The following is a 26,049-nucleotide window of genomic DNA, read 5'->3' as shown; positions in this document are numbered from 1 at the left end:
GGCAAATGCGCAGCCGCGGGCGTGCGGCCACCGGCCAATTTAGAACTCCGACGCGAACCCGGTAGATTAGAGCGCAAGGGCCTCTAGCTCAGTTGGTAGAGCATCGGACTTTTAATCCGTGGGTCGTCGGTTCGAGCCCGACGGGGCCCACCCTCAAACCTCCGAATATGAATGTGCAGAACGAGCGAATCTGAGGCTTGTACGGAGAAATGCCGGCGTGTACTCAGTCTCGACAAGATTGCGTACATGCTCCGATCCAGATGCCCGACAATACATCGAGTACACGACTCCGCTCAGTGGCGGGCATTTCTCCGCTGAAGGCACTCGCGAAGAGCCAGGCACGGGCTTGCGCTAGAGTCCGAGAACCAGACGGATCCCTGCGCTGATCTCGGCGAGCAGGTAGGCGGGGATATGGCCTGCCGGATACGGGTCGAGATACTCACGGCTGACTGGTCCGACCTGGGAGACGACCGCTACCGAATTCTTTTCGAGCCCCGACGCTTCGGCGGGGAGCAGGACGTTACCCGGAAATGCCTCGAGACCAGCATTCGATGTCAACGGAACAACCTGCACGGTGGCGATGTTCGTCGCCGACAGCCAGTCTTCCTGAACTACAACTGCCGGTCGAACCTTCGCTGGCTCCGACCCGCGCGGTGAACCAAAGTCGACCCAGACCACATCACCGCGGGCCGTCACCATTCGGTTCCTTCCTGCATTACGCGCTCGGACTCACGCACGAACTCGCCATCCCCCGAAGGTTGACCTGTTTGCGCCAGCACTGCGTTCGCGATCGCCGTCAACTCCGACGCACCCTCGAGCTCGTCAGCGAGCCGCTGACCAGCGAGTCGGTAGAACTCCGACCGGTTCATGCCGTGTTTGACGGCCACGCGTTCGAATCGCTCGAAGTCGCCGTTGGGAAGCGAGATTGCCGTCTTCATCCTCCAAGTATAACCATTCATACCAGCCGCTGCCAACGAAGGATGTCGTGCCCGTGAAGTGCGCACGAACGCCAGAGATCGAGGCACTCTTCACGTGATCACAGGAGGCTGCGCGTAGATGCTGCGGATCCAGATGCCCGACAGCACATCGAGCACGTGACCCTGCTCGACACCAGGTGTTTCTCCGCTGAAAGCGGCGGCGAGCACGCGCTCGTTCATCAGGTTGAGCGCAGCGGCGAGCTCGTGGGCGTCGATGCCCGCCGGTGCGGCGCCCCGAGCCCGCTCGGCCAGGATGACCTCGGTCGAATAGCCGACCCAGGTCTGCATGGATTTCGACCAGAGCTCGTGCACCTCGGCGTTGCGCAGGCGTGCGGTGATAGCGGCAGCGGCGACTGCTCGGTGCTGAGTGAAGACGTCGACGAAGACACCGATCGAGCGCCGCCAGGCAGCTGCGGGGTCGGTGTCGAAGTCCCGGGGCAGAGCGGCGACGCGGTGCCGTACCTGGCCGATCACCTGATCGAGCAGAGCCAGCAGGACCTCGTCTTTCGACGAGAAATAGAAGTAGAAGCTAGGCCGCGAGATGCCGGCGCCGGCAGCGAGGTCTTCGATCGAGATGTCGTCGAGCGAACGCACCCCCAAAAGCTTTTCGGCGGTACTGAGAATCGCCGCTTGGCGATCGTCGCCCGAGGGCCGGGATGATCTGCGTCCGCGTTCAGCCATGAGCCAATGGTACCGAGTCGGGTCGACACGATGTTGGATTAATCAACACGGTGTCGATAAACTCGCTGAATGACTGAACACGTGGATGTGTTGATTGTTGGTGCTGGGCTGAGCGGGATCGGGGCAGCCAGCCACCTCAAGCGCGATTGCCCCGGCAAGTCGTTCGTGATTCTCGAGTCGCGCGGCACGGTCGGTGGCACGTGGGATCTCTTCCGTTACCCTGGCATCCGCTCAGATTCCGACATGTACACCCTGGGGTACTCCTTCAGGCCGTGGACTGACGCGAAGGCCATCGCCGACGGCGACTCCATTCGCGACTACATCAACGACACCATTGCCGACGAGGGTCTCTCGTCTCGCCTGCGCCTGAACCACCGTGTGATCAGCGCCGAGTGGTCGAGCGAAACCGCCCTGTGGACTGTCACGGCGCTGCGCACCTCGAATGCTGAGTATCAGGCCGATGTTCCGGATGCTCGGCTCACCGAGACCGTCACCTTCACCTGCTCGTTCCTCTCGGTGTGCTCGGGCTACTACCGCTACGACGAAGGATTCACCCCGACGATTCCCGGCGCCGATTCGTTCGGCGGCACGATCGTGCATCCGCAGCACTGGCCGGCAGACCTCGACTACGCCGGTAAGCGCGTCGTGGTGGTGGGCAGCGGGGCTACCGCCGTCACCCTCGTGCCTTCGCTGGCGAAGACCGCCGAGCACGTCACCATGCTGCAGCGCTCGCCCACCTACATAGCGCCCGTGCCGTTGCGCGACCACTTCGCAGATCGCCTGCGCGGAAAATTGCCCGCTCAACTCGCGTACACCCTCGTACGAGTGAAGAACATCGGTTATTCGATGTTCACCTACCAGCTCAGCCGCCGCCGGCCCGAGACGATGAAGGCGATCCTGCGTAAGTCGGCGGTCGCGAAGCTCCCAGCAGGCTTCGACGTCGACACACACCTCGCCCCGAGTTACGAACCCTGGGACCAGCGCCTCTGCGCCATCCCGAACGGTGATCTGTACCGCGCCATCAGCGCAGGGAACGCCGACATCGTCACCGATCGCATCGAGAAGATCACGCCGACGGGTATCGATCTCGTTTCGGGCGCAACGCTCGATGCCGACATCATCGTCACCGCCACCGGCCTCAATCTGCTGGTCATGGGCGGCATGAACCTCACGGTCGACGGTCGACCCGTCGACGTCTCGAAGTCGCTCACCTACAAGGGCATGATGCTCGCCGGCGTGCCGAACTTCTCGCTGACCATCGGCTACACGAACGCATCGTGGACCCTCAAGGCCGACCTCGTGGCCCGCTACGTCTGCCGCCTGCTGCGCTACCTGGACAGACACGGCTACGATTTCGTCACGCCGAAAGCACCAGCGGCGGTCACCGCGGGCGATCTCGTTCCCCTGATCGACCTGCAGGCCGGCTACATTCTGCGCGATGTGGATGCCCTGCCGAAGCAGGGCGAGAAGTCACCGTGGCGGCTGCACCAGAACTACGTGCGCGACTTTCGGCTGCTGCGCGCCGGCCGCATCACCGACGATGTGCGGTTCGGCCGCCGCGGCGAACGCGCTTCGACAGGGCTCACCGAGTCGGCCCTCGACCTGCCCGGCACGGCGATGATCACGGTGAACGGCACTCGGTTACGGTACCGCGAGACCGGCGACGCCAACAACAGTCCGATCCTGCTCATCCACGGCATCGGCCAGAGCCTCGACGACTTCACCGAGCAACACGCTCTGCTCGAGGATCGATACCGGGTCATCAGCCTCGATCTGCCGGGGTTCGCCTACTCCGCACGCCTGCCCGGCACCGCCACTCTCGACAAGCTGGCCAGCATCCTGCCCGGCTTTCTCGACACCCTCGGTATCGCCGAACCGGTGCCCGTGGTCGGCAACTCGCTGGGCGGGGCAGTGGCGATGACCTTCGCCGTGGCGAATCCGGAGCGGGTGTCGGCTCTTGTACTGGCCGACAGTGCCGGCTTCGGCCCTGAGGTGACGATGGTGCTGCGGATGCTCGCGGTGAAGCCCCTCGCCACACTGCTGATGCGGCCCAACGCACAGAACTCGGCGCGCACAGTGCAGTCGCTGTTCTACGACAAGAGCCTGGCGACGGACGCGCGCATCGCGCACGCGTTCGCGATCTCCAGACGGCGCTCCCATGCAGCGACCACACTCGACCTCGCCCACGATCTGGGAACCTTGCGCGGCGTGCGGCCCGAGTGGCGGCAGTCGTTGGTGGCTGGCGTTCGGAGGCTCGACATTCCCACGCTCGTGGTGTGGGGGGATCACGATCACGTGCTGCCGTTCATCCACCTGGCGGCGGCCGCCGAAGCCCTGCCGAAGGCTGAAACGCACGTCTTCGACAACACCGGGCACATGCCTCAGATCGAACGGGCAGACGAATTCGCCGTGCTGCTTCACGACTTTCTGAGCCGCCGACTGTCTGCTCGGGATGCATTCGCCCTCCCGGCCCGATGATCGCGGGGGAGGATGATGGAAGCGATGTTCACTCCTACCCGCGCCGCCGCACTCGACGCCCTTGAAGGGTTTCTTCCGCACGCTGGGCGCGACTACGCTCGCGATCGCAACCACGACAACGGGTTCGAGCGCACGAATGTCTCGCACCTGTCTCCGTACCTGAGGCACCGGCTCCTGACAGAGCGTGAGGTCGTGGCCGCTGTGCTCGCACGGCATCGTCTGCCGGATTGCGAGAAGTTTGTCCAGGAGGTGTTCTGGCGCACCTACTGGAAGGGGTGGCTCGAGCAGAACCCCGAGGTGTGGCGCCGGTACCGCCGCGAGGTGGGTGAGTTCTGGCTCGACGATGATGCAGTGTCGGCTGACTACCACCACGCCGTCGGGGGGCGCAGCGGCATCGAGGCGATGGATGCGTGGGTAACCGAACTCGTCGACACCGGATACCTGCACAACCACACGCGCATGTGGTTCGCCAGCATCTGGATCTTCACCCTGCGCCTGCCGTGGCAGCTCGGGGCCGATTTCTTCTACCGCCACCTCCTCGACGGCGACGCCGCGTCAAACACCCTCTCCTGGCGATGGGTCGCCGGGCTGCAGACTGCCGGCAAGACGTACCTGGCGACGGCAGAGAACATCTCGCGCTACACCGACGGCAGATTCGCACCCACCGGCCTGGCCACATCGACTCGGGCGCTCACCGAAGATCCTCTGCCATCGCGGAGCACGATCCCCGTCGCAGACCAGTTACCGCCGGTTCATCGTGTCGGCCTGCTGCTGCACGAGGAGGATCTGGATGCAGCGAGCCTCGGCCACGATCATCCATGGTTCGACTCGGAGGTTCACGAATTGAAAACTGGGCACTCGGCGGTTGACGTGGTCGCAACTGCCGCGTACGCCGACCCGGCCGACCGTTCCCCGGCGCGAGTGTCGGACACCGTGCGCGCCTTCACCGAAGGGGCCCTCGAGGATGCCGCATCCCGGGCTGGCGTCTCGGCCGCGCGCCCCGCGACAGTGCTGCCAGACGCCCTCGCCTCGACGGTACTGCGATGGGCAGAGACAGAACGCCTCGACGCCGTCGTCGTGCCGGCAGCCCCGGTCGGCCCCGTTCAGGAGCGGCTGGCGACGCTCCGCAGCGCCCTCGCTTCAGAAGGGCTCACCATGACGACGCTCACGCGCCGCTGGGACGCCCTCGCCTGGCCGCACGCATCTCGGGGCTTCTTCGCCTTCCGCGAGCGCATCCCCGCCCTTCTCAACCAGCAGGGCCTCTGACACCCAGTCGCCGTCCTGCTGGTCGCCTCTGCTGGTCGACCGCGATCGTGGCTGGCCTGCCGTGCGAAAACGCGCTGGCGGCCGGGCAGCGGTCAGCCTCAGAGATACGCAATTCCGCGGCAGCGGCACGATAATCAGAGGATGACCGACGCACTCACTCGCGACGACCCGCGGCCGCGGCCAGCAAGCGTCTTCGACGTAGCAAAGCTCGCGGGCGTGTCGCACCAGACCGTGTCACGGGTTCTGAACGAGCATCCGAGCCTGCGGGCATCCACTCGCCAGAAGGTGCTCGATGCCATGCGCGAGCTGAACTACCGGCCGAATGCAGCCGCGCGGGCGCTCTCCTCGAGCAGGTCACGGATGATCGGAATCCTCTCGACCTCGAGCGGCGAGTACGGCCCCGCGACGATCGTCACCGCCATCGAGGCAGCCGCGCGCAGCAGGGGGTACAGCGTCTCCATCGCCAACGCGGACGGCCTGGACCTCAGGTCGATCGACGAAGCCGTCAGTCACCTCGCGGAACTCTCGGCCGAAGGGCTCGTGGTTGTCGCCCCGCAGCTTCAGGTTCTGGATGCCCTCTCCAGGCTCACCATCACGATTCCGTTCATCACGCTGCAGGCGGTCTCGAGCGACGGGTCGGGCGGCGGCCCGCTCGACCAGGTGGTCGGGGCCCGGCTGGCGACCGCCCACCTCATCGCGCTCGGCCACACCCGCATCGGGCACATCGCCGGCCCCGCGGACTGGCTCGATGCCAACCTGCGGCTCACGGGCTTTCGCGACGAAACCGCCTGCCATGGCCTCGACCAGACTCTCGTCGTGGCCGGCGACTGGAGTGCGGCATCGGGTCACAGGGCTGCACTCGAGCTCCTTGACCGGGGCGTGACGGCCATCTTCGCCGGAAACGACCAGATGGCCCTCGGTGCGCTGAGCGCCGCAGCGGCTGCCGGGGTCGACGTACCCGGGCACCTCAGTGTCGTGGGTTTCGATGACCTTCCCGAGGCCGCGTTCTACCTCCCCGCACTCACGACAGTCCGCCAGGATCTTGCCGAGGCCGGTCGCCAGTCGGTCGCGCTCCTTCTGGGCGAGACCGATGCGCTTCCGTCCGTGCATCCGGAACTCATCGTACGTTCATCCACGGCCGAGTTCCGCTCGGGAAACCACCGACCGAACGGGCACCCGATGTCGTACACTGCTTAGACAGGCCCTAATGTGATCGATCACATCAGTGCCGCTCCGACCACCGACACCTGCAGAGCCGAAGGCGTTCCTCCCATGACCGAGTCCTCCATCTCCACCGTCTCGGGAGCAGACCCCAGCGCCGACACGATCCGCGATGCCATCGCAAGCGGGCGAACCTCGCTCGGCATCGAGTTGGGTTCGACGCGTATCAAGGCGTGCCTGGTCGGTGACGACGCCTCCGTCGTGCTCGCTGTCGGCAGCCACGAATGGGAGAACGAGTTCGTCGACCGCGTGTGGACGTACTCGCTCGAGAACGTGTGGTCGGGCATCCAGTCGGCCTACGCAGACCTGGTCGAGGATGTTCGTCGCCAGTACGGCGTGCAACCCCAGGGTTTCGGAGCCATCGGGGTCTCGGCCATGATGCACGGCTATCTCGTCTTCGATGAGAACGACGAGCTGCTCGTGCCCTTCAGAACCTGGCGCAACACCACAACCGGCCCTGCCGCGGCCGAGCTCACCGACGCCTTCGGGCTGAACATTCCGCTGCGCTGGTCTGTCGCGCACCTGCACCAGGCCGTGCTCGACGCCGAACCGCACATCGGCCAGGTGCGTCACATCACGACACTGGCCGGCTACGTGCACAGCAAGCTCACCGACCGAACGGTGCTCGGAATCGGCGACGCCTCGGGCATGTTCCCCATCGACTCGCAGACGAAGAACTACGACTCGGGCCTCCTGGCGCGCTACGACGATCTCGTCGCCGAAAAGGCCCCGGGCCTGAAGCTCGCCGAGCTGCTGCCGGTGGTGCTGGTCGCCGGGCAGCCGGCCGGTTCACTCACCTCAGCGGGCGCCGCGCTGCTCGACCCGACGGGCGTACTCCTGCCCGGCGCGGTGTTCTGCCCGCCTGAGGGCGACGCTGGCACCGGCATGGTCGCCACCTGCTCTGTCGCTCCCCGCACGGGCAATGTCAGCGCCGGCACCAGCATCTTCGCAATGGTCGTGCTGGAGCGCCCCCTCCTGCAGGTGCATCACGAACTCGACCTGGTCACCACACCGATGGGTGACGCCGTCGCGATGGTGCACTGCAACAACGGTGCGAGCGAACTCGCGGCGTGGGCTGGCCTCTTCGGCCGCTTCGCCACCGCGGCAGGCACACCGCTCGCCACCGACGCCGTCTATGAGACGCTGTTCAGCGAGGCACTCGAGGGCGCGGCCGACGCGGGCGGCCTGCTGGCCTACAACTATCTCGCCGGTGAACCGATCGCCGGCCTCAGCGAGGGCCGGCCGCTTGTCGTTCGCAGCCCCGACAGCCAGTTCACCCTCGCCAACTTCATGCGGGCGCAGCTCTACGGGGTCTTCGGCACGCTCAGCCTCGGCATGCGCGTTCTGGACAGCGAGGGAGTGGCCCTCGACGAGATGTTCGCGCACGGTGGCATGTTCCGGACCCTCGGCGTGGCCCAGAGATTCCTCGCCGGCGCGCTCGACGCACAGGTCACCGTCACCGAGACCGCGTCAGAGGGTGGCGCCTGGGGAATGGCGATCCTGGCCTCCTATGTCGCAGTCGCCCCCTCGGGCCAGGGCCTCCACGGCTATCTGCGCGACCGGGTCTTCGCCGATGCAGCCTTCCAGACGGTCATCCCTGACCCAGGCGATGTCGCCGGTTTCGCCAGCTATCTCGACCGCTATGAAGCGGGTCTCGACGTGGAGCGATCAGCTGTCGACGCCCTCTCACACCACTGACGCACTTCTCCAGACCAGACCAGACAGGATCCCCCATGAGCACACTCGAATCATCCCTCGCCCCGTACGAGATCTGGTTCTTCACCGGCAGCCAGAACCTCTACGGCGAGGAGACCCTCCGCCAGGTCGCGGAACAGTCGCAGCAGATCGTCCAGACCCTCGGCGGCACCGACACCATTCCGGTGAAGATCGTCTGGAAGCCGGTACTGAAAGACGCGGAGTCCATCCGCCGCGCCGCTCTCGACGTCAACGCCGACGACACGGTCATCGGCGTCATCGCCTGGATGCACACCTTCAGCCCGGCGAAGATGTGGATCGGCGGGCTCGAAGCGCTTCAGAAACCACTGTTGCACCTGCACACGCAGGCCAACGTCGAGTTGCCCTACGCCGACATCGACTTCGACTTCATGAACCTCAACCAGGCGGCCCACGGCGACCGTGAGTTCGGGTACATCCAGACCCGTCTCGGTGTTGCGCGCAAGACGGTCGTCGGCCACGCCTCTCACCCCCGCGTGCAGGCCCAGATCGCGGACTGGTCGCGAGCCGCCGCCGGGTGGCAGGCCGTCAAGACCCTCAAGCTCGCTCGATTCGGCGACAACATGCGCTACGTCGCCGTCACCGAGGGCGACAAGACGGAGGCGGAGATCCGCTTCGGCGTTCAGGTCAACACCTGGGGTGTGAACGATCTTGCCGCCGCCGTCGATGCAGCCAGTGACGCCGCCGTCGACGCCCTCGTCGCCGAGTTCGAAGAGCTCTACGACGTTGTTCCGGAACTGCGCACGGGCGGCGACCGTCACCAGTCACTGCGAGACGGTGCCGCGATCGAGATCGGCCTGCGCTCCTTCCTCGAAGAAGGCGGTTTCGGCGCATTCACCACGAGTTTCGAAGACCTCGGCTCGCTCAAACAGCTGCCAGGCCTTGCCGTGCAGCGTCTGATGGCCGAGGGCTATGGCTTCGGTGCAGAGGGTGACTGGAAGACCGCGATCCTCGTTCGTGCAGCGAACGTCATGGGCGCCGGCCTTCCCGGCGGCGCGAGCCTCATGGAGGACTACACCTACGACCTCGTCGAGGGCGCTGAAACGATTCTCGGAGCACACATGCTCGAGGTCAGCCCCTCCCTCACCTCTGCGAAGCCGACCCTCGAGATCCACCCGCTCGGCATCGGTGGCAAAGACGACCCGGTGCGCCTGGTATTCACCGCCGACCCCGGGCCGGCGGTCGTCGTCGCCATGAGTGACATGCGTGACCGCTTTCGCCTGGTCGCCAACGTCGTCGAGGTCGTCGAGCCGCGCGCACCCCTGCCGAACCTGCCCGTCGGCCGTGCCGTCTGGCGCCCGGCACCCGACTTCGCAACGTCTGCTGCAGCGTGGCTCACCGCTGGCGCGGCTCACCACACGGTGATGTCGACGGCGATCGGCATCGAGGTGTTCGAGGATTTCGCCGCCATCGCGAAGACCGAACTACTCACCATCGACAAGGACACCACCCTCAAGGCCTTCTCCAACGAGGTTCGCTGGAACCAGGCCTACTACCGTCTCGCGCAGGGGCTCTAGACACCTCCATCCACACTCCCGGATTCGGCACTCTCCTCGCATCTTCCGACCGCTGCATTACGCACGGTTGCCGATCGAGGGTGCCGAATTCGTCATTACGGGACAGCGAACTAGCATTGGAGAGATGTGGCCCCGGGCCAACCGCTCCTCTCACGAGCGGAGCAGGCTGGGGTGCAGAGCGTGCAAAGGTGTGACATGAGCAGCAGGGCGGCACGAACCGTTCGCGGGCTCATTGCCGCCTGTGTCGCTACGTTCGTCGCCGCCTTCTCGCATGTCGCCGTCGGCGGTTCAGCTCCCGGCATCGTCGGGCTCGCCCTTGGACTGGCATTCGCCACGCTCGTCTGCGTTGCGCTGGCGGGCCGGTCGCTGTCGACGCTGCGGCTGAGTATTGCTGTCGGCCTCAGCCAGCTCGGCTTTCACCTCGTGTTCAGCCTGGGCGCATCATCAGATCTGTCTCTGACCCAGCGGGGCCACCACGGCATGCTCTCGGTCGCAAGTGATTCCGGTGCTGCAGGCATTGCCAGCAGTTCTCAGGGCGCCGCTGATGCCCTCATGCAAGGATGCTCGTGGATGTGGGCGGCGCACGCCATCGCTGCCGTGATCACTGTGATCGCGCTCGCCCGGGGCGAATCTGCCATTCGCGTTCTGTGGTCCACCGCCGCACTCCGCCTGCGCGCGGTGACGACACTCCCCTTCCTGCAACCTGTCCCAGCAGTGTCACCGTACGTCGCCGGAGCCGAGCCTGACTCGTCGCACCTGCGCGATCTCGGTATCTATCTCGGTTCGCTGCGCCACAGGGGTCCGCCCGCTCCCTTCTTCGCGGCTCAGTAGAACGCGTCGTCGTTCCTGGCAACCCCAGCCGGGAGCACCACGACCCGAGCTTCTCGATGGAGTCGCGCACGCGAGCTTGGGCTGCGCACTGACCCCACCGCAGGTGGTGGTTCCGTGATGCCTGCAGCCCACGTCCCGACCCACCCACTCCCCCCTCGATCCCCGTGTGCCTGTCGGCGCTCGCTCAAGCGCGACGACTCACACAGCAAGGAACATCATGAACAACAGCACTTTCCGTCGCGCCGGCCTTGCCGTCTGCCTGACCGCCTTTCTCGCCCTCGCGACCCCGCTTGCAGCGAGCGCCCACGTGCACGTCGACCCCGGCCAGGCAACGGCGGGCGACTACTCCACTCTCACCTTCAAGGTGCCCAATGAATCAGCAACAGCGAGCACGACGAAGCTCGAGATCGACCTGCCCACCGACACCCCGTTCGGCAGTGTCTCCTACCAGCCGGTACCCGGATGGAGCACCGAGGTGGTGCAGAGCACGCTTGCGACACCGGTGAAGACCGACGACGGTACCGTCACCGAGGCCCCGACGAAAATCACCTGGACGGCCGATGCCGGAGCGGGAATCGCGCCCGGCCAGTTCCAGCTTTTCGCCATCTCCGTCGGTCCGATCCCCGACACCGGCAGCATCGTGTTGCCGACGCACCAGACGTACTCTGACGGCACCCTCTCGAACTGGGTGAACCCGACGCCTGCTTCAGGCGCCGAGCCGGAAGACCCCGCGCCGACGCTCTACGTGAACGACGCGCCACCAGTCGAAGCTGGTGCCACCGGAACCACGGTCTCTGCAACCCAGACGGCCGACTCGGCGGCGACGTCGAGCTCCGAATCGAATTCAGGGTCGACATCACTGGCGGTCGGACTCGGTCTTGGCGCGCTCGCCCTCGGTGCAGTCGCCCTGGTGATCTCGGTGCTGGCTTTCACCCGCAGGAATGGTTCGACAAAGAACTAGACCGAGGGGCCCACATAAAGCAGGGAAAGCAAGTGGGGCCGGTCGTCGCACGAGAGCGACCCGGCCCCACCCAGCGGAACATGACCGCCCTCATCGATGCTTCAATCAGTACCGGAATCGGTCGGCAACCCGGCCTGCACCCAGGCCGCCGTGCCACCGGCGATATTCGTCGCTGTCACCCCGGCTCCACTCAGGTACTCGGTCGCCTTGGCGCTCCGGCCACCCAGCTGGCAGATCACGTAGAGCTCGCCCTCGGGGAGCTTCGCGTCGGCAATCGTGCCCAGCGGAATGTTGATCGCACCCGGTACGCGCACTGCGGCGTACTCGTCGGGTTCACGCACGTCGATCAGGGTCACGCCCTGAAGCTCTGAGAGTTGAGTCACCGTTATCTCGTTCATGAGCCCACCTTAGCGAGCCGCACGCTGCAGCAGGTCGGCGTGGTGGATTTCGACCACGTTCGGGTGTGCGCGCAGGCGATACCGCAGCGCATTCTCCCCGTAGGTCTCGAGAATCGGGCTGTCGTTCGGGTCGACCGAGAGGCCCCGGGCCTCGGCGGCGAGTTCGGCCGGCAGTTCGAGCCTCGGCATCACCGTGTCAAGCGCGGGGTTGAAGAAGAACGGGATCGAAATCCGCTCCGACCCGACCTTCGGCGACTCGACCCGGTGCAGTGTGGCCTTGAGGTAACCGCCCGTTGCGAGCTCCAGCATCTCGCCAATGTTGACCACGAACGCACCCGGCATAGGGGGCGCCTCGATCCACTCTCCATCGTGCTCGACCTGCAGGCCGCCCTTGCCCGGTTCGACCATCAACAGGGTGAGCACTCCCCCATCACGATGCGAGCCGACACCCTGTTTGGGCGTATCCGTCGACTCGCCGGGGTAGCGCACGATCTTCAGCAAGGAGAATGGATGATCGGCAAACGCTTCGTCGAAAACGCTCTCGGGCGAACCCAGCGCGAGCGCCCACGCACGCATGAGTCGCATCGCGACGGCGTTGAGCTCGCTTGTCCAGCGGTCGACCACCTCGCGGAGCTCGGGCAGCTGCTCGGGCCACAGGTTCGGGCCCTCCAGGCGCCAGTAGTCGTCCGCAGCGGGATCTGTGACCGCCTCGCGATCGATGCCGATGTCGATCTGCTCCCGCCAGTCGACCCCACCGGCGGTCAGTTCGCCGCCCACCCTCGTGTAGCCGCGGAATTGGGGGCTGTGTACGTTCTCGATGGCGAGCTTCTGCTCCTCTGGAAGGTCGAAGAAACGTCGCGAGACCGCAATCAGTTCGTCGATCAGGGCCGAGGGTACCCCGTGGCCGGTGAGATAGAAGAAGCCGACAGTGTGTGTCACCTCCCGCAGCTCATCGCGAAAGGCCTGCGCTTCAGCAGGGCCTTGGTCTAGTCGGGAGAGGTCGAGAACGGGTAAGGAGATCACACGACAATTCTTTCAGGCTCTGGGCGGCTGAATCCCCTTGTTACGAAATCGGCAGCGCCCCGGGCATCCGGATCTGTGACAGGAAATTCGCTGTCTACTGCAGCGAGGACGTCAGGCGGGCCAGATTGTCGCTGATCTTCTGGCCCAGGGGCCGCTTCAGCCACGTTTCGAGGTCGAGTCGGTCGCTGTTGGCACGGTAGTCGTCTTCAACGGCGCGCAGGCGATCCACGAACTCGCGGCCCTGCACGAGCACCGAGACCTCCATGTTGAGGCTGAACGACCGGATGTCCATGTTGCTCGAGCCCACGACCGCCACATCGTCGTCGATGGAGAAGTGCTTCGAGTGAAGAACGGTTGGTGCGCGATACAGGTAGATCGAGACTCCGGCGCGAAGCAGGGCTTCGTAGTACGAGCGCTGGGCGTGGTAGACGAGCGTCTGGTCTCCGATCGCCGAGACGAAGAGTTCGACCTCGAGCCCTCTCGACGCCGCGGTGATCATGGCCAGGAGGGTCGACTCCTCCGGAACGAAGTAGGGGCTCGTGATGCTCACACGCTTGCGGGCATTCTGGATGAGGAGCACATAGAGCTTGAGGTTGTTGTCGTTCTCGAAACTGGGGCCGCTCGGCAGCACCTGGGCGTCGAGAAGGTCAGGGGCCGCACCGAGGATGACCGGGCTTGTGTCGAGTGCGAGCAACTCGTCGGTCTCGCTGTACCAATCGGAGACGAAGACGGCGTCGAGCTCACGCACGGCCGGGCCTTCGAGGCTCATCATCAGCTCATGCCAGTGCAGGCCCCTGGCGATGTTCTTCTTCTTCAGGTATGTCGAATCGATGAGATTCTGCGAGCCGGTGAAACCAATCCTGCCGTCGACCACGACCAGCTTGCGGTGGTTGCGGAGGTCGGGTCGTTGCCATTGCCCCTTCAGCGGCCGAAGCGGCAGCATCGCCCTCCATTCGGCGCCCATGTCGCTGAACGCGGCAAGGGTCTCCTTGCGGCGCGGCAGCAGGAAACCGGAGACGTGGTCGGAGAGAACGCGCACGACGACTCCTCGCGCGCGTGCTCGGCGAAGCGCGGCGAAGAACGAGGCCGTCGTGTCGTCGAGCACCAGGATGTAGAACTGCACGTGCACGTACTCGGTCGCGGTGTCGATGGCTTTGATCATCCGGTCGATCGAGCCCTGGTAGTCGGGCAGCAGCTCTGCACGATTGCCGCCGACCATCGGCAGGGCACCAAGGTTGAGGTTCAGCCGTGCGGCAGACTCCAGCCACTCGGGCCACTCGTTTCGGTGACTGAGCTGCGAGAGCCCCACGGTGCGCGCAAGCATGAGTTCGTTCACCTCACGCTGCTTCGCCCGGCGGCCAGCGGGCAGGCGCCCGAACCCGATGAGGAAGAACACGAACGCGCCCGCGAAGGGGATGAAGATGATGGTGAGCACCCAGGCGATGGCAGCAGAGGGCCTGCGGTTCGCCGACACCAGAACAGTGGCTGTGAACCCGATGACGACGTGCGCCAGCACCAGGAGCAGGGTGACGGTCTCGACTTCTTGCATCGTTTCGCCTAACGGGTGTTCTGGGCCGGTACGACGACCTTCTTCATGATGAGCAACAGCGAGGCACTCACCGGGCACGCGATGAGCGCGCCGATCAGGCCGAGCAGGGTTCCGCCGATGAGCGCGCCGATCAGCACGAGTGAGCCCGGAATGCTGATGGCCTTGCCGACGATGCGTGGAGTGAGAACGTACGACTCGACCTGCACGTAGACGAGCATCACGAGAAAGACGATGAGGGCGGCACCCGGGGAGGTGAACAACGACACGAAGGTGATGAGAATGAGGTTGATAACTGGGCCGACGAGCGGAATCAGGGTGATGGGGAATGCGAGCGCTGCGAGCACAGGGGCATAGGCGACTCCGCACGCCGTCAGCAGAATGAAGGTGAAGACCGCGTTCATCGCCGCCAGGATGACCATGCCGCCGAGATACTTGCCGACCGACGCTGCGATCGTCTCCGAGAGGTCGATGAACCCGTCGCGCTTCGACGCCGGGACCAGCGAGTAGGCCGCCGCCTTGATCGTCTCGAGGCTCGCCACGAAGTAGAGCGTGAGCACCACGACGAACACGGTGCCGAACACTCCGTTCAGGATGCCCGCTCCCACGCGAAGCGCCCCGCCCCCGACAGCGAGCCAGACATTCGGGTCGGCGACAGCCTGGGTCAGCCAGTCGATGCCCGGTGTGAGGGAGCCGCCGAAAGCCCCATTCACGCTCTCGAACCACGCCTGGTGCTCGATCTGGTCGATGCCGCTGGGCAGATAGGTCACGAGCTTCGTGGCCTGCTCCACCACGATCGGCAGGATCAGCCAGGCGAGCAGGCCGACGATGACGACGAAGGCGCCGAGAACGGTGAAGACCGCGCCCGTCCGCGAGAACTTTCGCCTCTCGAGCTTCTGCACCACTGGGTAGAGCCCGAGACAGACGAAGAGCGAGAGGAAGATCAGCGTGAACGCCGTGCTCAGCGAGACGGCGGCCGAACCCAGCAGCAGCGCGAGGAGGACACCGAGAGTTGCAACGAACGCCGTCTTGAACGGGCCCTGGGAGAAGAGCCGCGATTCAGTCACTCGGAGGCCGCGCGGGTCGGTGCGAAGTTCAGCGCGAAGTCGATGAGCAGCCGAGTTCCGAAACCGGTCGCGCCCTGGGTGCGCCAGGAATCGTCGGCCTCAGCCATCATCGTGCCGGCGATGTCGAGGTGGGCCCACGCTGTGTCCCCGACGAACTCGTTCAGGAAGAGCGCAGCGGTCGTCGCCCCGGCGTACTTGCCGCCGAGGTTCGACAGGTCGGCGACCTCAGACTTGAGTTGCGACAGGTACCGGTGTTCGAGCGGGAGTTGCCAGACGGACTCATCGGTCGCCCGCGATGAAGCGAGTGCCTGGTCGACCAGCGCCTGGTCGTTACCGAGCACCGCGGCAGTGTGCGTACCGAGTGCCGCAACAGCGGCTCCCGTGAGGGTGGCGATGTCGACGATGGCGTCAGGCGACTCCTCCGTCGCGAGCACCAGGGCGTCGGACATCACGAGCCGCCCCTCTGCATCGGTGTTCTTCACCTCGACGGTCTTGCCGCCGCGGATGGTGAGAACGTCACCGAGTTTCATGGCCGAACCCGAGGGCATGTTGTCGGTGCACATCAGGAAGGCGGTGACGGCAGCCGGGCATCCGAGGGTCTCGAGCGCCGTCATCGCGCCCAACACCGCCGCGGCTCCCGCCATGTCCATCTTCATGAGGAAGTGCATCGGGTCGGAGGGCTTCAGCGAGATTCCGCCGGAGTCGTACATGATGCCCTTGCCGACGAAGGCGAGGTGCGGGGTCCTGGGTGCCCCCGCTGCCGCGTCAGCAACCTCGCCGCCGTCTGTGGGCTTCGCCGTGTAGGTCAGTTTGATGATGCGCGGCTCCTCAATGCTGCCGGCATTCACGCCCAGCAGTCCGCCGCAGCCCATCTCGATGATCTGCTGCTTGTCGAAGAGCTCCACGCCGATACCGTATTCGGCGCCGAGTTCACCAGCGACCTCGCCGAAATCGGTCGCCGTGAGGTGGCTGGGCGGGGTGTTCGCCAGATCGCGAGCGATGCAGGCCGCTCTGGCGAAGACCTCGCCGCGATGCACGCCGCTGAGGACCTCATCGGCGACAATGGGCGCCACCATGATGTCGAGCGAGACGAGCGGAACGTGTTTGGTCTCGGTCTTCAGAGTCACGTAGCGATATCTCGCGAGCAGAACGCCTTCAGAGATCATCTGCCCCACGACGGCCGGGTCCAGGTCGAAGGTGTCGCCGAGGTGTATACCGATCTGGGCATACTTGTGAGCAGCGCGGGCGAACGCTGCGGCGGCGTCGCGAAGAGACGCGGGAGTCTGGCCATCGGGGTCTCCGGCCCCGACCACGATGAACTGGGGGCCCTGCAGTTGAGGGAGCGCCAGACTCGCACCGGCCTTGCCGTCGAAGCCCGAACGCTCAAGCGCCTCCCGGTCGAGCCCGATCTCGTCTGGCACGTCGCCACTGGTACCCACGAGGAAGCCGATGGCCTCAAGACCAGCCGAGACCTCGCCGACGACCCGGATGCCCGGCGTCGCCCCCGGCGCCTGGGACGGAATGGGGCTGAAGTCGCTGGCAATGAGCTTGTACGTTCCGAGTGCCATGAGCGGTGGTGTCCTTACTGGTGGTGGGTCAGGCGGACGGACTGTGGATTCTGGGGCGGTCTCGGGGTGACGGAGAACGAGGTCGCGTGACAGGCGGAGTCGAATTCGATTGCGCGCTCATCGTCAAGAGTCCCTCACGATCTAAGTAGCGCATTAACTGAAACACTAGTGGCCCTGCGACGCAGATACCGCAGAATCCGGCATCAATGACCCTCGCTAGACTTCTGAGGAAGTCATAGCTTTATCCCGTGATTCTTCTTGCACGCACCACCCGAACGGAGTCCCCGATGGCACAGTTAGCTAGAATGGTTGCACTGGCTGCGGCCGCCCTCGCCGCGATCAGCCTCGCCGGGTGTGCAAGCTCGAATACGGGCAGCGCGGGCAGCAGTACGCCGGCCCCCACCGCGTCATCGACCTCGTCCATCCACCCCGGAAGCCTCGTGGGCGTCTGGACCCTCGGCCAGAAGGTCGATGCGCCCGAGCAGCCGTTCGTCGCCTTCGTCCAGGACAACACCTGGCTCGCCTCTGACGGCTGCAACCGTGTGCGCGGCACGTGGAACGTCGACGCCGACGGCACATTGACCACGACGTCAGGCCCCCAGACCATGATGGCCTGCGACGGAGCCCAGATTCCCCTCGCGGTGACCGAGGGCACCCACGTCTCAGTCAACGGCGACTACCTCACAATCACGAGCGCCCACGGCGCAGCAGAGACCCAACTGGTCAGGTCGACCGACTCGACCGTCGGTCCATCTGGCCGGCCGATCGGGTACTGGACCGAGACCCGCACCTCGACGTCGCCCTTCCTCTCGATCTCGACAGATGGCACCTATTCCGGCAGTGACGGGTGCAACCGGTTGGCGGGCTCCTGGACCTCGAACGCCGACGACTCGATCACCTTCAGCCAGGGAATCTCCACCCTGATGGCGTGCGAGGGTGTCGACACGTGGTTGAGCGGCGCAGCATCCGGAACCGTGCGATCGGGCGTCATGACGATCCAGGGCGCTGACGGAACGATGCTCGGCCAGCTCACGGCACTCTGACCCCCGGGCGGGTGTCGAGGCACACGGGCTCTTCGATCGATATCTGGGAGAACGTGCACTCGCACCCCTTACGCGGCACCCAGAGCAGCCTTTACGCTGAGAACCGAACGCGCGTGACGCGCGACTGATGTAACGGAAAGAGCAGGGAAGCTATGACCGACAACCCCACCTACAAGGCAGAGCTGATTGGGCCGACAACGCTCGGCAACAACGAGATCATCGAGTTGCCCTTCATCGATGGTGCGTACCAGGATCTCGTCGAACTGAGGTTCGAGGCGGGCGACACCACATCGGTGCGCACCTGGGCACTCGGTGAGGGCACCGTCGAGCCGATCCCCTACAATTTCGTGGGCGAAGTCGACTCGGCTCCACCGACAGTGGAGAACTGACCGAGCTTCAGTGCTGAATACGACAGTCCCGGTGGCCACGAAGGCACCGGGACTGTCGTATTTCGTGCGTCGTGGCCGGGTCGAGGTCAGGAGGCGCGGTGGCGGATGCCCCAGCGGAGCTCCCAGGCCTCGCCTGGGGCGAGCCAGCGCAGCCCTTCGCCGGTATTGAGCGCGTTGGCCGGGGCAGTCATCGGTTCAATGGCAACGGCATAACCTGCGCCGGATTCACGCGGAAAGGCGGATGGCGTGAACACCTGCACAAACGCGAAGTTCTCGTCTGCCCACAGTTCGGTTGCCGAGCCGTCCGGTGCCGAAACGGAGTGGAGCGACACCCCGCCGTGCACTCCCACCCCGCCGTAGCCGTGGTCGATCGAGAGTGTTCCGATGACGCGGCCAGCGCGCAGGTCGAAGTCGGAGTCGTCGACGGCGACCTCCGCAGTCGGGATGGCCCGGGCATCCACTTCGAACATGGTCGAGGCATCGACGGTGAGCACCAGCTCGTGGACCGGAACATCACCGACCCTCAGGTAGGGATGCGAACCCACGGCAACAGGAGCGGGCGCGCCCGATTCGTTCTCTATGCGGTGGATCACGGTGAGGCCGTCGTCGTCGAGCGTATACTGCACCTCGGTCGCAAGCCGGAACGGGTAACCGTGCTGCGGAAAGACCATGGCGCCGAGCGTTACCGAGTTCTCGGTGCGCTCGACGAGGCGGTACGCGGTGTTGCGCAGCAGGCCGTGGATGGCGTTGCCGGTCACCGGCTCGGTGATGTCGAGCTGTTGAGGGGCACCGTCGAGGCTCCAGGCGCCACCGGCTACCCTGTTGGGCCACGGCACGAGCACGATACCCGAGGCCATCGGAGGCAGGGACGCTTCGCTGTGCGATTCGACCGATTCGACTCCGTCGAGGATCAGCTCACGCAGCGCCGCCGCCACTTCGGTGACGATGGCTGTCGAGGAGCCCCCGCGGCCAGTGAACGACAGCGCGAACTGTTCGCCCGTCGGCGGCAGCACCGTATTCACGGCCGGGCCGTCGATCACCAGTTCTCGAGCCCGTCGTACAGGGGGAATCCGTCTGTCAGCGTGAGAACCCGAGCCCGGAGCGCCTCGATATCGGGAGAAGGCTTCAGCGCACTGGCGATGATTTCGGCGACCTCGGAGAACTCTTCGCTGTCGAACCCGCGGGTGGCGAGCGCCGAGGTGCCGATGCGCAGTCCCGAGGTCACCATCGGGGGGCGAGGGTCGAACGGAATGGAGTTGCGGTTCACGGTGATTCCGACCTCGTGCAGGAGGTCTTCTGCCTGCTTGCCGTCAATGGGGGCGTTGCGAAGGTCGACGAGCACGAGGTGAACGTCGGTACCGCCGGTGAGCACGCTGACGCCGGCCGCGACCGTATCAGCTGCCATGAGGCGCTCGGCGATGATCTTGGCGCCGTCGAGCGTGCGCTGCTGGCGGTCTCGGAATTCCGGCTCTCCGGCGAGCTTGAAGGCTGTCGCCTTCGCCGCGATCACGTGCATCAGAGGGCCGCCCTGCTGGCCAGGAAAGACAGCGGAGTCGACCTTCTTCGCGTATTCGGCCGTGCTCAACACCACGCCGCTGCGGGGGCCGGCGAGGGTCTTGTGCACCGTCGACGTGACGACGTCGGCGAAGGGCACGGGCGAGGGGTGCAGGCCTGCGGCGACGAGACCGGCGAAGTGGGCCATGTCGACCCAGAGTTTGGCGCCGACCTCGTCGGCGATGGCGCGGAATGCCGAGAAGTCGAGCTGGCGGGGGTAGGCAGACCATCCGGCGATCAATACCGTCGGGCGGTGTTCGAGCGCCTTCTCGCGAACGACGTCCATGTCGACCAGGTAGCTCTGCGGGTCGACACCGTAGGAGGTCGCCTGGTAGTTCTTGCCCGAGAAGTTGAGCTTCATACCGTGGGTCAGGTGGCCACCGTGAGAGAGTTCCTGGCCGAGGATGGTGTCGCCGATCGTGGCGAGCGCCATCAGCGCTGCCGCATTCGCCTGCGCCCCGGCGTGGGGCTGTACATTGGCGTGCTCAGCCCCGAAGAGCGCCTTGGCGCGGTCCCGAGCCAGGTTCTCTGCAACGTCGACGAATTCGCAACCGCCGTAGTAACGACGGCCGGGATACCCCTCGGCATACTTGTTCGTCAGCACAGAGCCCTGTGCCTGCAGCACAGCCCTCGGCACGAAGTTCTCGCTGGCGATCATCTCGAGAGTGCCACGCTGGCGACCCAGCTCACTCTGCAGTACTGCCGCGATCTCCGGATCGACGGTGGCCAGCGGATCGTTGAAAGTCGAGGGCAATGAACTGCGAACGGGCGCGGGACTGGTAGACATCAGGACTCCTTCAGGGCAACGCGGACAGAGTGGTGCAGTGGTGCGTAGCGACCCAGGCGAGCGGCCGAATCCGTGTCAGTCGCTTCCCGATGGTGACCATCTGAACGCCAGTTGCGACCCAGTCAGCATAGCAGCGTTGCTATTCTCACCTCGCCTGAGTATTATTCAGCTTGCACGGTGAAGTGAGCGATTTTCAGCAGGGGCAGATGATTGGTGTGAGCAGCGTGGTCAGTTCAAGCCCGGTCGGGGCGCATGCGATACCCGACGCAGACAACGGACCCTCAGACCTCGACCTTGTCGAGCGGACTCGACGCGGCGATTCCCGCGCCTACGCCGAGCTGTGGAACAGGCACTCCCGAGCCGGCCGAACCGTTGCCCGCAGCTATTCGTCTCCCGACGCTGACGACATCGTCTCCGAGAGTTTTGCCAAGGTGCTCCAGGCCATCAAGAACGGCGGTGGGCCGACGACAGCATTCCGACCGTACCTCTTCAGCACCATCCGCAACGTGGCCATGCAGTGGAAGCGGGGCAGCATCGTCGATGCAAGCGATGAACTGGATGCACTGGCCGACCCTCATTCCGAAGAGAACGAGACGCTGCTCGCCCTCGACAAGAGCCTGACCGCCCAGGCCTTCCGCAGCCTGCCGACCCGCTGGCAGGAGGCGTTGTGGTACAGCGAGGTCGAGCAGCTCTCCGCGTCTGAGATGTCTCCCCTCCTCGGCATGTCTCCCAACGCGATCTCTGCCCTCACGTTCCGGGCTCGCGAGGGCCTGCGCCAGGCCTGGATCCAGGCCCACCTCGTGCGGGCAGCCGACAGCGAGTGTGCGTCGGTGATCGAGAAGCTCGGGTCGTACACACGCGGGAGTCTCGGGCAACGGGAGGCACGAAAGATCCGCGAACACCTGGGCACCTGCGCGTCGTGCAGCATCGTCGATGACGAAGCTCGTGAAGTGGGATCACGCTTGACCCTCGTACTCCTGCCTCTTGTCGCCGGAATCTCTGGCGCCCTGGCCTACACCGTCTGGCTGCAGGGGGGCAGCAGCGCTTCGGCCGCCGAGGCCGTGCCTGACCCTTCCGACGCAGTGTCGGCCACGGGTTCCCCCGCGCATGCCGGCACACCGGGGGTCCGGCCGCTGAACGGTGTCCACTCCTTGCCTCCGTCGGTCGACGGTGTTGGCTCGGCCGGGTTTCGAGGCGTCAGGACGTGGGGTGGGGTTGCCCTGGCAACGGCTGCTGCCGTGGCAGCCATCGTCGTGCTCGTGCCCCTCTTCTCGCCAACGGCAACCAGCACCACCGACTCCGCACCGAATTCCGAACACGGCGCCCCTTCGGCGAAGGGGTCTCCTGGCACATTCTCCCTGCTCGCTCATTCGAGATCCGAGGCGGTCGCTGGCCGGCAGGCCGGCACCGGTGTGGCTGCCTCGCCCGGAACTCCACCAGTGAGTGCTGGCGAGCCTCTGCCCGCGCCGACACCTGCGATTCGCCCGGTCTCCCCCGTGCGGCCCGTTATGCCCGCTGTCGGCATCGTCGATCCGGTGCCTGGTTCGCCCACGCCGAGCCCTGTGCCCACCTCCCCCGCCACCATTCCTCCGGTTCCGCCCGTGATCGCTGCGATACCCACGTTTAGTTTCGTGGTGGACCCTGCCGGACTCGTGTTCCCGCTGCTCACCGGGGTCGCCGAGCCCGGCGCGCAGGTCGACGTCGTCGACACCGGGCTCCCTGGCGGAGCCGTCGTTGCCAGTGCCACCGCAGATCCGATAACGGGTGCCTACGCCGTCTCCGACTACCCGGCCCTTGGATTCGGGCCGCATCAGCTTGCCGTGCGGCAGACCACCTCTGGCGTGACCTCGCAACTCAGCGCCAGCACTGCTGTCACACTCGCCACGATCACGCTGAATTCCCCCACCTCTGGCAGTTCGATCATGCCGAGCTATTTCGTCGAGGCCTCAGGAATCCCCGACGGGTTCTTCGAAGAACTGTTCAACGGCGTCGCCGACCCAGTCACCTACGCGATCGGCAGCGATGGGCACTTCCTGAGCCAATTCACCGCCCCGCCGCTTCCCGACCTGTCACCCGCGACAGTCGGTGTGCGCTACATCGACCCCGATACGGGCCAGCATGGCCCACTGTCATCGGCCGCTGTGATCGTCACACTGACGCCGTAGAAGCGGCTTCGAGGCGAGCCCGACGCGCAGAAGCGATTGCGAAAGCGAGCAGCCCTCCCGCGACGAACAGCAGCGCCAGGTACGCGTACGGAAGCGACTCGACACCGAATCCCGGCAGTAGCATTCCACCGAAGAGCGCTCCCACAGCGATGCCGACGTTGAACGAGCTGGAGAAGAAGGCATTCGCTGTGTCGCGGATCTGAGGTGCCGCCGTGTGGAGCAGCCGAACCTGCATGAGCGGAGGGATCAGGCCGAAGGCAGCGCCCCACAGGGCGAACGCGACGGTCGCGACGATCGCATTTGCGGAGAAGACCGCCATCACCGCGACGGCAATCGCTGTGACCGTGATACCCACGGCCAATCCAAGCGACGGTCGCCGCCCGAACACGAAGCCCGCAAGAAGCAACCCGATCGCACCGGCTGCACCATAGAGAAGGAGCAGCGCACCGATTCCGCCTGGTGCGACGTGCAGTTCTGCGACCAGATAGGGCGTGATGTAGGTATAGATGGCGTAATGGCCGACCATGATGACGGCAACCGTGACGCACACCATCACCACGCCGGGGATGGAAGGATCGAATCGCGCGGGGCGGGGTGAACCGGTGGCTCGATCATCCATAGCGCGCCTCACCGGATTCGGCACGCGGGGAAGCTTCATGAAGATCAGCACCGAGGCACACACCGCGAGAACGGCGATCGCGGCAAACGGCACACGCCACCCGAACGACTGCCCGATCACCGTGGCGAGCGGCACGCCGAGCACGAAGGCCAGCGTTCCGCCCCCGGTGGTGATGGCGACAGCACGCCCCAGGTGGCGTTTCGGCACGAGGTGCCCCGAATATGCCCCGACCACGGCCCAGAACAGCCCGTGCGCCATTCCGCCAAGCACCCGCGCCACTGCGAGGAACTCATAGCTCGGGGCCACTGCGGCGAGCACACTCGAGGCACTCACCGCCAGCAACACCACAACGATCAGCGAGTGGCGCGCAAACCGGCGTGTGATGGCAGCGAGGGGAACGCTCGTTACGACGACGGCGAGCGCGAAGAGTGTGACCAGCATGCCGATCTGGGACTCGGTGACTCCGAGTTCAGCGCTCATCTCGGGTAGCAGGCCTGTCGGCACCATCTCTGCCGTCACAGACATGAAGACGGCGGTGGCCAGAACGATGAGCCCGGCCCACGGAAATGGCGACTCGACAACGGCGGACGGAGGGGATTTGACGATAGTCGTCACGAGAAAAGACCACTTCTCACAGGCGTATTTGGCAGGCCAAATCTCAAACGTTCGTGCCCGGGGCTGAAGCGATACCCGCCAGCCAAGATCAATTGTACCCTGCGTTCTGAGGAGAACGCCCGGTATCGCCAGTACCGTTCCGTGCGTCGGCGGGTCACAGTGCGGCAGTAGCATTGCAGGCGTGAATACCGAACCTTCAGGGCCAGTTCGCATCGGGCCGAACGATATTCTGCGGCTGTTGCTCGAACTCTTCGCGTTCTTCTCGATCGGATTGTGGGGATTCCTCGCGTGGCCTCCTCCCGTGTTCAACTGGGTATTCGGTATCGGTGCTCCCCTGTTCGCGATCGTGCTCTGGGGCCTGTTCCGCTCACCCCGAGCTGTATTCAGCCTCGATCCGTTCGGCAAGGCCCTCGTTGAGATCGTCATCATGGGTTCTGGCGCGCTGGCGTGGCTGGTCATGGGCCAGTGGCTCGTCGCCCTCGTCTTCGGTCTGGTGGCTGTGGTGAGTGGCGTCATCTCCGGCCGCAAGGAATTCGCATGACCGTCGTCATCCACAGCGCCACCAAGGTCGACGCCGATGGGCAACTCGAGGACTTCTGGGTGGCCTTCACGGGAACCACGATTGCGGCCGCCGGTGTCGGCACTGGCTGGCATGGCTGGGCGACGGCTGCGAACGCTGAAGTGGTCAATGCACGCGGCAGATGGCTGACACCGGGATTCATCGATGTGCACAGCCACGGGGGCGGAGGCCACGCCTTCGATCGCGACGCCGACGGAATCTCGGCAGCTCTAGCGGTGCACCGCGCCCAAGGAACGACCCGGTCCGTTGTGAGTCTCGTGTCGAACACCAGCGAATCGCTGGCCGTCAACCTCGCGCTCATCGCCACGCTGGCCGAGTCAGACCCGCTGGTTCTCGGGTCGCACCTCGAAGGCCCGTATCTGGCGCCCTCGCGACGCGGTGCGCACAACGCAGAGTTCCTCACAACACCTGACCGCGACGAGGTCGCAGGTCTTGTGGATGCGGCGAGAGGGAACCTCAGGCAAGTCACGATCGCACCCGAATTGCCTGGTGCGCTGGAGGTCATCGACCAGCTGGTCGATGCCGACGTGGTCGTGGCAATCGGTCACACCGAAGCCGATTTCGACCTCGCCCGCGAGGCATTCGATCATGGTGCCAGCCTCCTCACGCATGCATTCGACGCGATGCCGGGCATCGGGCACCGGGAACCGGGACCAGTGACGGCGGCACTCGTCGACCCGAGGGTTGCACTCGAACTCGTACTCGACGGGGTACACGTCCACGCCGAGGTCGCACGGATCGCCTTCTACGCCGCCCCCCAGAGAATCGTGCTGGTCACCGACGCGATGTCGACACCCGGTTCTTCGCTCACGCAGGACGCGGCACTGCGATCGGCGATCTTCGACTCTGGTGTCGACCCGGTACTCGCCGTTCGCGCGGTTACAGCGTCTCCGGCCAGGGCGCTGAAGCTCGACGACACGCTCGGCTATCTTGCCCCCGGCTTCGCTGCAGACGCGGTGCTGCTCGATGCTGGATGGAATGTGGAACAGGTCTGGGCGGCCGGCTCCATGGTCTGAGCAACCTCCGATC

23 protein-coding genes, 1 tRNA gene and 1 riboswitch are annotated in these 26,049 nt (G+C 65.3%); of the genes, 13 read left to right on the top strand and 11 right to left on the bottom strand.

From position 1 onward, the window contains the following. The first annotated feature begins 77 nt into the window (after nucleotides 1-77). Nucleotides 78-150 (top strand) — tRNA-Lys (locus JOE66_RS05385). A gap of 201 nt (nucleotides 151-351) precedes the next feature. Here the strand turns inward: JOE66_RS05385 and JOE66_RS05380 are convergent. From JOE66_RS05380 to JOE66_RS05370, 3 genes are all read right to left on the bottom strand, one after another. Then, a complete protein-coding gene (locus JOE66_RS05380) occupies nucleotides 352-699 on the bottom strand; it encodes a type II toxin-antitoxin system PemK/MazF family toxin (RefSeq protein WP_205107446.1) in 348 nt (115 codons plus the stop codon). Beyond that, the gene (locus JOE66_RS05375) at nucleotides 693-938 is read right to left on the bottom strand and encodes a CopG family transcriptional regulator (protein ID WP_205107444.1); all 246 of its coding nucleotides are present in this window, start codon (nucleotides 936-938) and stop codon (nucleotides 693-695) included. Before JOE66_RS05375 ends, JOE66_RS05380 begins: the two co-directional genes overlap by 7 nt. 90 nt (nucleotides 939-1,028) lie before the next feature. Continuing rightward, on the bottom strand, nucleotides 1,029-1,658 hold the full coding sequence (locus JOE66_RS05370) for a TetR/AcrR family transcriptional regulator (RefSeq protein ID WP_205107442.1): 630 nt from the start codon (nucleotides 1,656-1,658) through the stop codon (nucleotides 1,029-1,031). 69 nt (nucleotides 1,659-1,727) lie between these two features. Here JOE66_RS05370 and JOE66_RS17120 point away from each other — a divergent pair, with 69 nt between their 5' ends. From JOE66_RS17120 to JOE66_RS05330, 7 genes are all read left to right on the top strand, one after another. Further along, on the top strand, nucleotides 1,728-4,136 hold the full coding sequence (locus JOE66_RS17120) for an alpha/beta fold hydrolase (protein WP_239518233.1): 2,409 nt from the start codon (nucleotides 1,728-1,730) through the stop codon (nucleotides 4,134-4,136). Nucleotides 4,137-4,160: 24 nt separating this feature from the next. Beyond that, on the top strand, nucleotides 4,161-5,402 hold the full coding sequence (locus tag JOE66_RS05355; RefSeq protein ID WP_205107440.1) for an FAD-binding domain-containing protein: 1,242 nt from the start codon (nucleotides 4,161-4,163) through the stop codon (nucleotides 5,400-5,402). 141 nt (nucleotides 5,403-5,543) lie between these two features. Continuing rightward, nucleotides 5,544-6,599: a LacI family DNA-binding transcriptional regulator gene (locus tag JOE66_RS05350; protein ID WP_205107439.1), complete on the top strand. Its 1,056-nt coding sequence runs from the start codon at nucleotides 5,544-5,546 to the stop codon at nucleotides 6,597-6,599. 75 nt (nucleotides 6,600-6,674) lie between these two features. Beyond that, nucleotides 6,675-8,321 carry a xylulokinase gene (locus tag JOE66_RS05345; RefSeq protein ID WP_205107437.1) on the top strand — a complete coding sequence of 549 codons (1,647 nt, stop codon included), beginning with the start codon at nucleotides 6,675-6,677 and terminating at the stop codon, nucleotides 8,319-8,321. A 35-nt stretch (nucleotides 8,322-8,356) separates the two neighbouring features. Beyond that, on the top strand, nucleotides 8,357-9,874 hold the full coding sequence (gene araA, locus JOE66_RS05340; RefSeq protein WP_205107435.1) for an L-arabinose isomerase: 1,518 nt from the start codon (nucleotides 8,357-8,359) through the stop codon (nucleotides 9,872-9,874). 195 nt (nucleotides 9,875-10,069) lie between these two features. Continuing rightward, nucleotides 10,070-10,705, top strand: a complete 636-nt coding sequence (locus JOE66_RS05335) for a hypothetical protein (protein ID WP_205107433.1) — start codon at nucleotides 10,070-10,072, stop codon at nucleotides 10,703-10,705. A gap of 217 nt (nucleotides 10,706-10,922) precedes the next feature. Further along, nucleotides 10,923-11,666, top strand: a complete 744-nt coding sequence (locus JOE66_RS05330) for a YcnI family copper-binding membrane protein (protein WP_205107431.1) — start codon at nucleotides 10,923-10,925, stop codon at nucleotides 11,664-11,666. Between the two features lie 101 nt (nucleotides 11,667-11,767). On the opposite strand, the gene JOE66_RS05325 is transcribed toward JOE66_RS05330, so the two are convergent. The 5 genes from JOE66_RS05325 to JOE66_RS05305 all read right to left on the bottom strand — a co-directional run bounded on the left by JOE66_RS05325 (nucleotide 11,768) and on the right by JOE66_RS05305 (nucleotide 17,268). Next, nucleotides 11,768-12,064, bottom strand: coding sequence for a rhodanese-like domain-containing protein (locus tag JOE66_RS05325; protein ID WP_205107429.1), 297 nt, complete (start codon nucleotides 12,062-12,064; stop codon nucleotides 11,768-11,770). A 9-nt stretch (nucleotides 12,065-12,073) separates the two neighbouring features. Further along, nucleotides 12,074-13,087 (bottom strand): isopenicillin N synthase family dioxygenase, encoded by a 1,014-nt coding sequence (locus JOE66_RS05320; RefSeq protein ID WP_205107427.1) that lies wholly within the window; start codon nucleotides 13,085-13,087, stop codon nucleotides 12,074-12,076. Nucleotides 13,088-13,181: 94 nt separating this feature from the next. Then, entirely contained in the window at nucleotides 13,182-14,636 is a 1,455-nt protein-coding gene (gene cls, locus JOE66_RS05315) for a cardiolipin synthase (protein WP_205107425.1), read from the bottom strand. An 8-nt stretch (nucleotides 14,637-14,644) separates the two neighbouring features. Next, nucleotides 14,645-15,700, bottom strand: a complete 1,056-nt coding sequence (locus tag JOE66_RS05310; RefSeq protein ID WP_205107423.1) for an AI-2E family transporter — start codon at nucleotides 15,698-15,700, stop codon at nucleotides 14,645-14,647. Next, nucleotides 15,697-17,268: a leucyl aminopeptidase gene (locus tag JOE66_RS05305; protein ID WP_205107421.1), complete on the bottom strand. Its 1,572-nt coding sequence runs from the start codon at nucleotides 17,266-17,268 to the stop codon at nucleotides 15,697-15,699. Before JOE66_RS05305 ends, JOE66_RS05310 begins: the two co-directional genes overlap by 4 nt. Nucleotides 17,269-17,555: 287 nt before the next feature. On the opposite strand from JOE66_RS05305, the gene JOE66_RS05300 reads away from it, so the two are divergent. Both JOE66_RS05300 and JOE66_RS05295 read left to right on the top strand, forming a co-directional pair. Beyond that, entirely contained in the window at nucleotides 17,556-18,311 is a 756-nt protein-coding gene (locus JOE66_RS05300; protein WP_205107419.1) for an META domain-containing protein, read from the top strand. A gap of 152 nt (nucleotides 18,312-18,463) precedes the next feature. After that, nucleotides 18,464-18,700, top strand: coding sequence for a hypothetical protein (locus tag JOE66_RS05295; RefSeq protein WP_205107417.1), 237 nt, complete (start codon nucleotides 18,464-18,466; stop codon nucleotides 18,698-18,700). A gap of 86 nt (nucleotides 18,701-18,786) precedes the next feature. Here the strand turns inward: JOE66_RS05295 and JOE66_RS05290 are convergent, their stop codons facing one another. Together JOE66_RS05290 and glyA are read right to left on the bottom strand one after the other, a co-directional pair. Beyond that, nucleotides 18,787-19,740, bottom strand: coding sequence for an aldose 1-epimerase family protein (locus tag JOE66_RS05290; RefSeq protein ID WP_307827063.1), 954 nt, complete (start codon nucleotides 19,738-19,740; stop codon nucleotides 18,787-18,789). Then, nucleotides 19,737-21,041: a serine hydroxymethyltransferase gene (gene glyA, locus JOE66_RS05285; RefSeq protein ID WP_205107415.1), complete on the bottom strand. Its 1,305-nt coding sequence runs from the start codon at nucleotides 21,039-21,041 to the stop codon at nucleotides 19,737-19,739. The genes JOE66_RS05290 and glyA overlap by 4 nt, the downstream gene beginning before the upstream one ends. Nucleotides 21,042-21,084: 43 nt before the next feature. After that, nucleotides 21,085-21,166, bottom strand: a riboswitch (ZMP/ZTP riboswitch). A gap of 90 nt (nucleotides 21,167-21,256) precedes the next feature. On the opposite strand from glyA, the gene JOE66_RS05280 reads away from it, so the two are divergent. Continuing rightward, the gene (locus JOE66_RS05280; RefSeq protein WP_205107413.1) at nucleotides 21,257-23,206 is read left to right on the top strand and encodes a sigma-70 family RNA polymerase sigma factor; all 1,950 of its coding nucleotides are present in this window, start codon (nucleotides 21,257-21,259) and stop codon (nucleotides 23,204-23,206) included. Here JOE66_RS05280 and JOE66_RS05275 read toward each other — a convergent pair. Then, nucleotides 23,190-24,440, bottom strand: coding sequence for an MFS transporter (locus JOE66_RS05275; protein ID WP_307827062.1), 1,251 nt, complete (start codon nucleotides 24,438-24,440; stop codon nucleotides 23,190-23,192). The genes JOE66_RS05280 and JOE66_RS05275 overlap by 17 nt on opposite strands. A 181-nt stretch (nucleotides 24,441-24,621) precedes the next feature. On the opposite strand from JOE66_RS05275, the gene JOE66_RS05270 reads away from it, so the two are divergent. Together JOE66_RS05270 and JOE66_RS05265 are read left to right on the top strand one after the other, a co-directional pair. Then, nucleotides 24,622-24,981, top strand: coding sequence for a YrdB family protein (locus JOE66_RS05270; RefSeq protein ID WP_307827061.1), 360 nt, complete (start codon nucleotides 24,622-24,624; stop codon nucleotides 24,979-24,981). After that, a complete protein-coding gene (locus JOE66_RS05265; protein ID WP_205107410.1) occupies nucleotides 24,978-26,036 on the top strand; it encodes an N-acetylglucosamine-6-phosphate deacetylase in 1,059 nt (352 codons plus the stop codon). Before JOE66_RS05270 ends, JOE66_RS05265 begins: the two co-directional genes overlap by 4 nt. The last annotated feature ends 13 nt before the right edge of the window (nucleotides 26,037-26,049 follow it).

This window comes from Subtercola frigoramans (genome assembly GCF_016907385.1).
In the GTDB taxonomy this organism is placed as follows: Bacteria; Actinomycetota; Actinomycetes; order Actinomycetales; family Microbacteriaceae; genus Subtercola; species Subtercola frigoramans.
Note: the sequence above shows the minus strand (reverse complement) of the source record. Positions and strands in the feature narration are given on the sequence as shown.

Excerpts from the sequence above, each read along its gene's own strand:
- JOE66_RS05380 (WP_205107446.1), bottom strand. The coding sequence starts at position 699 with ATGGTGACGGCCCGCGGTGATGTGGTCTGGGTCGACTTTGGTTCACCG.
- JOE66_RS05375 (WP_205107444.1), bottom strand. The coding sequence starts at position 938 with ATGAAGACGGCAATCTCGCTTCCCAACGGCGACTTCGAGCGATTCGAA.
- JOE66_RS05370 (WP_205107442.1), bottom strand. The coding sequence starts at position 1,658 with ATGGCTGAACGCGGACGCAGATCATCCCGGCCCTCGGGCGACGATCGC.
- JOE66_RS17120 (WP_239518233.1), top strand. The coding sequence starts at position 1,728 with ATGACTGAACACGTGGATGTGTTGATTGTTGGTGCTGGGCTGAGCGGG.
- JOE66_RS05355 (WP_205107440.1), top strand. The coding sequence starts at position 4,161 with ATGTTCACTCCTACCCGCGCCGCCGCACTCGACGCCCTTGAAGGGTTT.
- JOE66_RS05350 (WP_205107439.1), top strand. The coding sequence starts at position 5,544 with ATGACCGACGCACTCACTCGCGACGACCCGCGGCCGCGGCCAGCAAGC.
- JOE66_RS05345 (WP_205107437.1), top strand. The coding sequence starts at position 6,675 with ATGACCGAGTCCTCCATCTCCACCGTCTCGGGAGCAGACCCCAGCGCC.
- araA (WP_205107435.1), top strand. The coding sequence starts at position 8,357 with ATGAGCACACTCGAATCATCCCTCGCCCCGTACGAGATCTGGTTCTTC.
- JOE66_RS05335 (WP_205107433.1), top strand. The coding sequence starts at position 10,070 with ATGAGCAGCAGGGCGGCACGAACCGTTCGCGGGCTCATTGCCGCCTGT.
- JOE66_RS05330 (WP_205107431.1), top strand. The coding sequence starts at position 10,923 with ATGAACAACAGCACTTTCCGTCGCGCCGGCCTTGCCGTCTGCCTGACC.
- JOE66_RS05325 (WP_205107429.1), bottom strand. The coding sequence starts at position 12,064 with ATGAACGAGATAACGGTGACTCAACTCTCAGAGCTTCAGGGCGTGACC.
- cls (WP_205107425.1), bottom strand. The coding sequence starts at position 14,636 with ATGCAAGAAGTCGAGACCGTCACCCTGCTCCTGGTGCTGGCGCACGTC.
- JOE66_RS05305 (WP_205107421.1), bottom strand. The coding sequence starts at position 17,268 with ATGGCACTCGGAACGTACAAGCTCATTGCCAGCGACTTCAGCCCCATT.
- JOE66_RS05300 (WP_205107419.1), top strand. The coding sequence starts at position 17,556 with ATGGCACAGTTAGCTAGAATGGTTGCACTGGCTGCGGCCGCCCTCGCC.
- JOE66_RS05295 (WP_205107417.1), top strand. The coding sequence starts at position 18,464 with ATGACCGACAACCCCACCTACAAGGCAGAGCTGATTGGGCCGACAACG.
- glyA (WP_205107415.1), bottom strand. The coding sequence starts at position 21,041 with ATGTCTACCAGTCCCGCGCCCGTTCGCAGTTCATTGCCCTCGACTTTC.
- JOE66_RS05265 (WP_205107410.1), top strand. The coding sequence starts at position 24,978 with ATGACCGTCGTCATCCACAGCGCCACCAAGGTCGACGCCGATGGGCAA.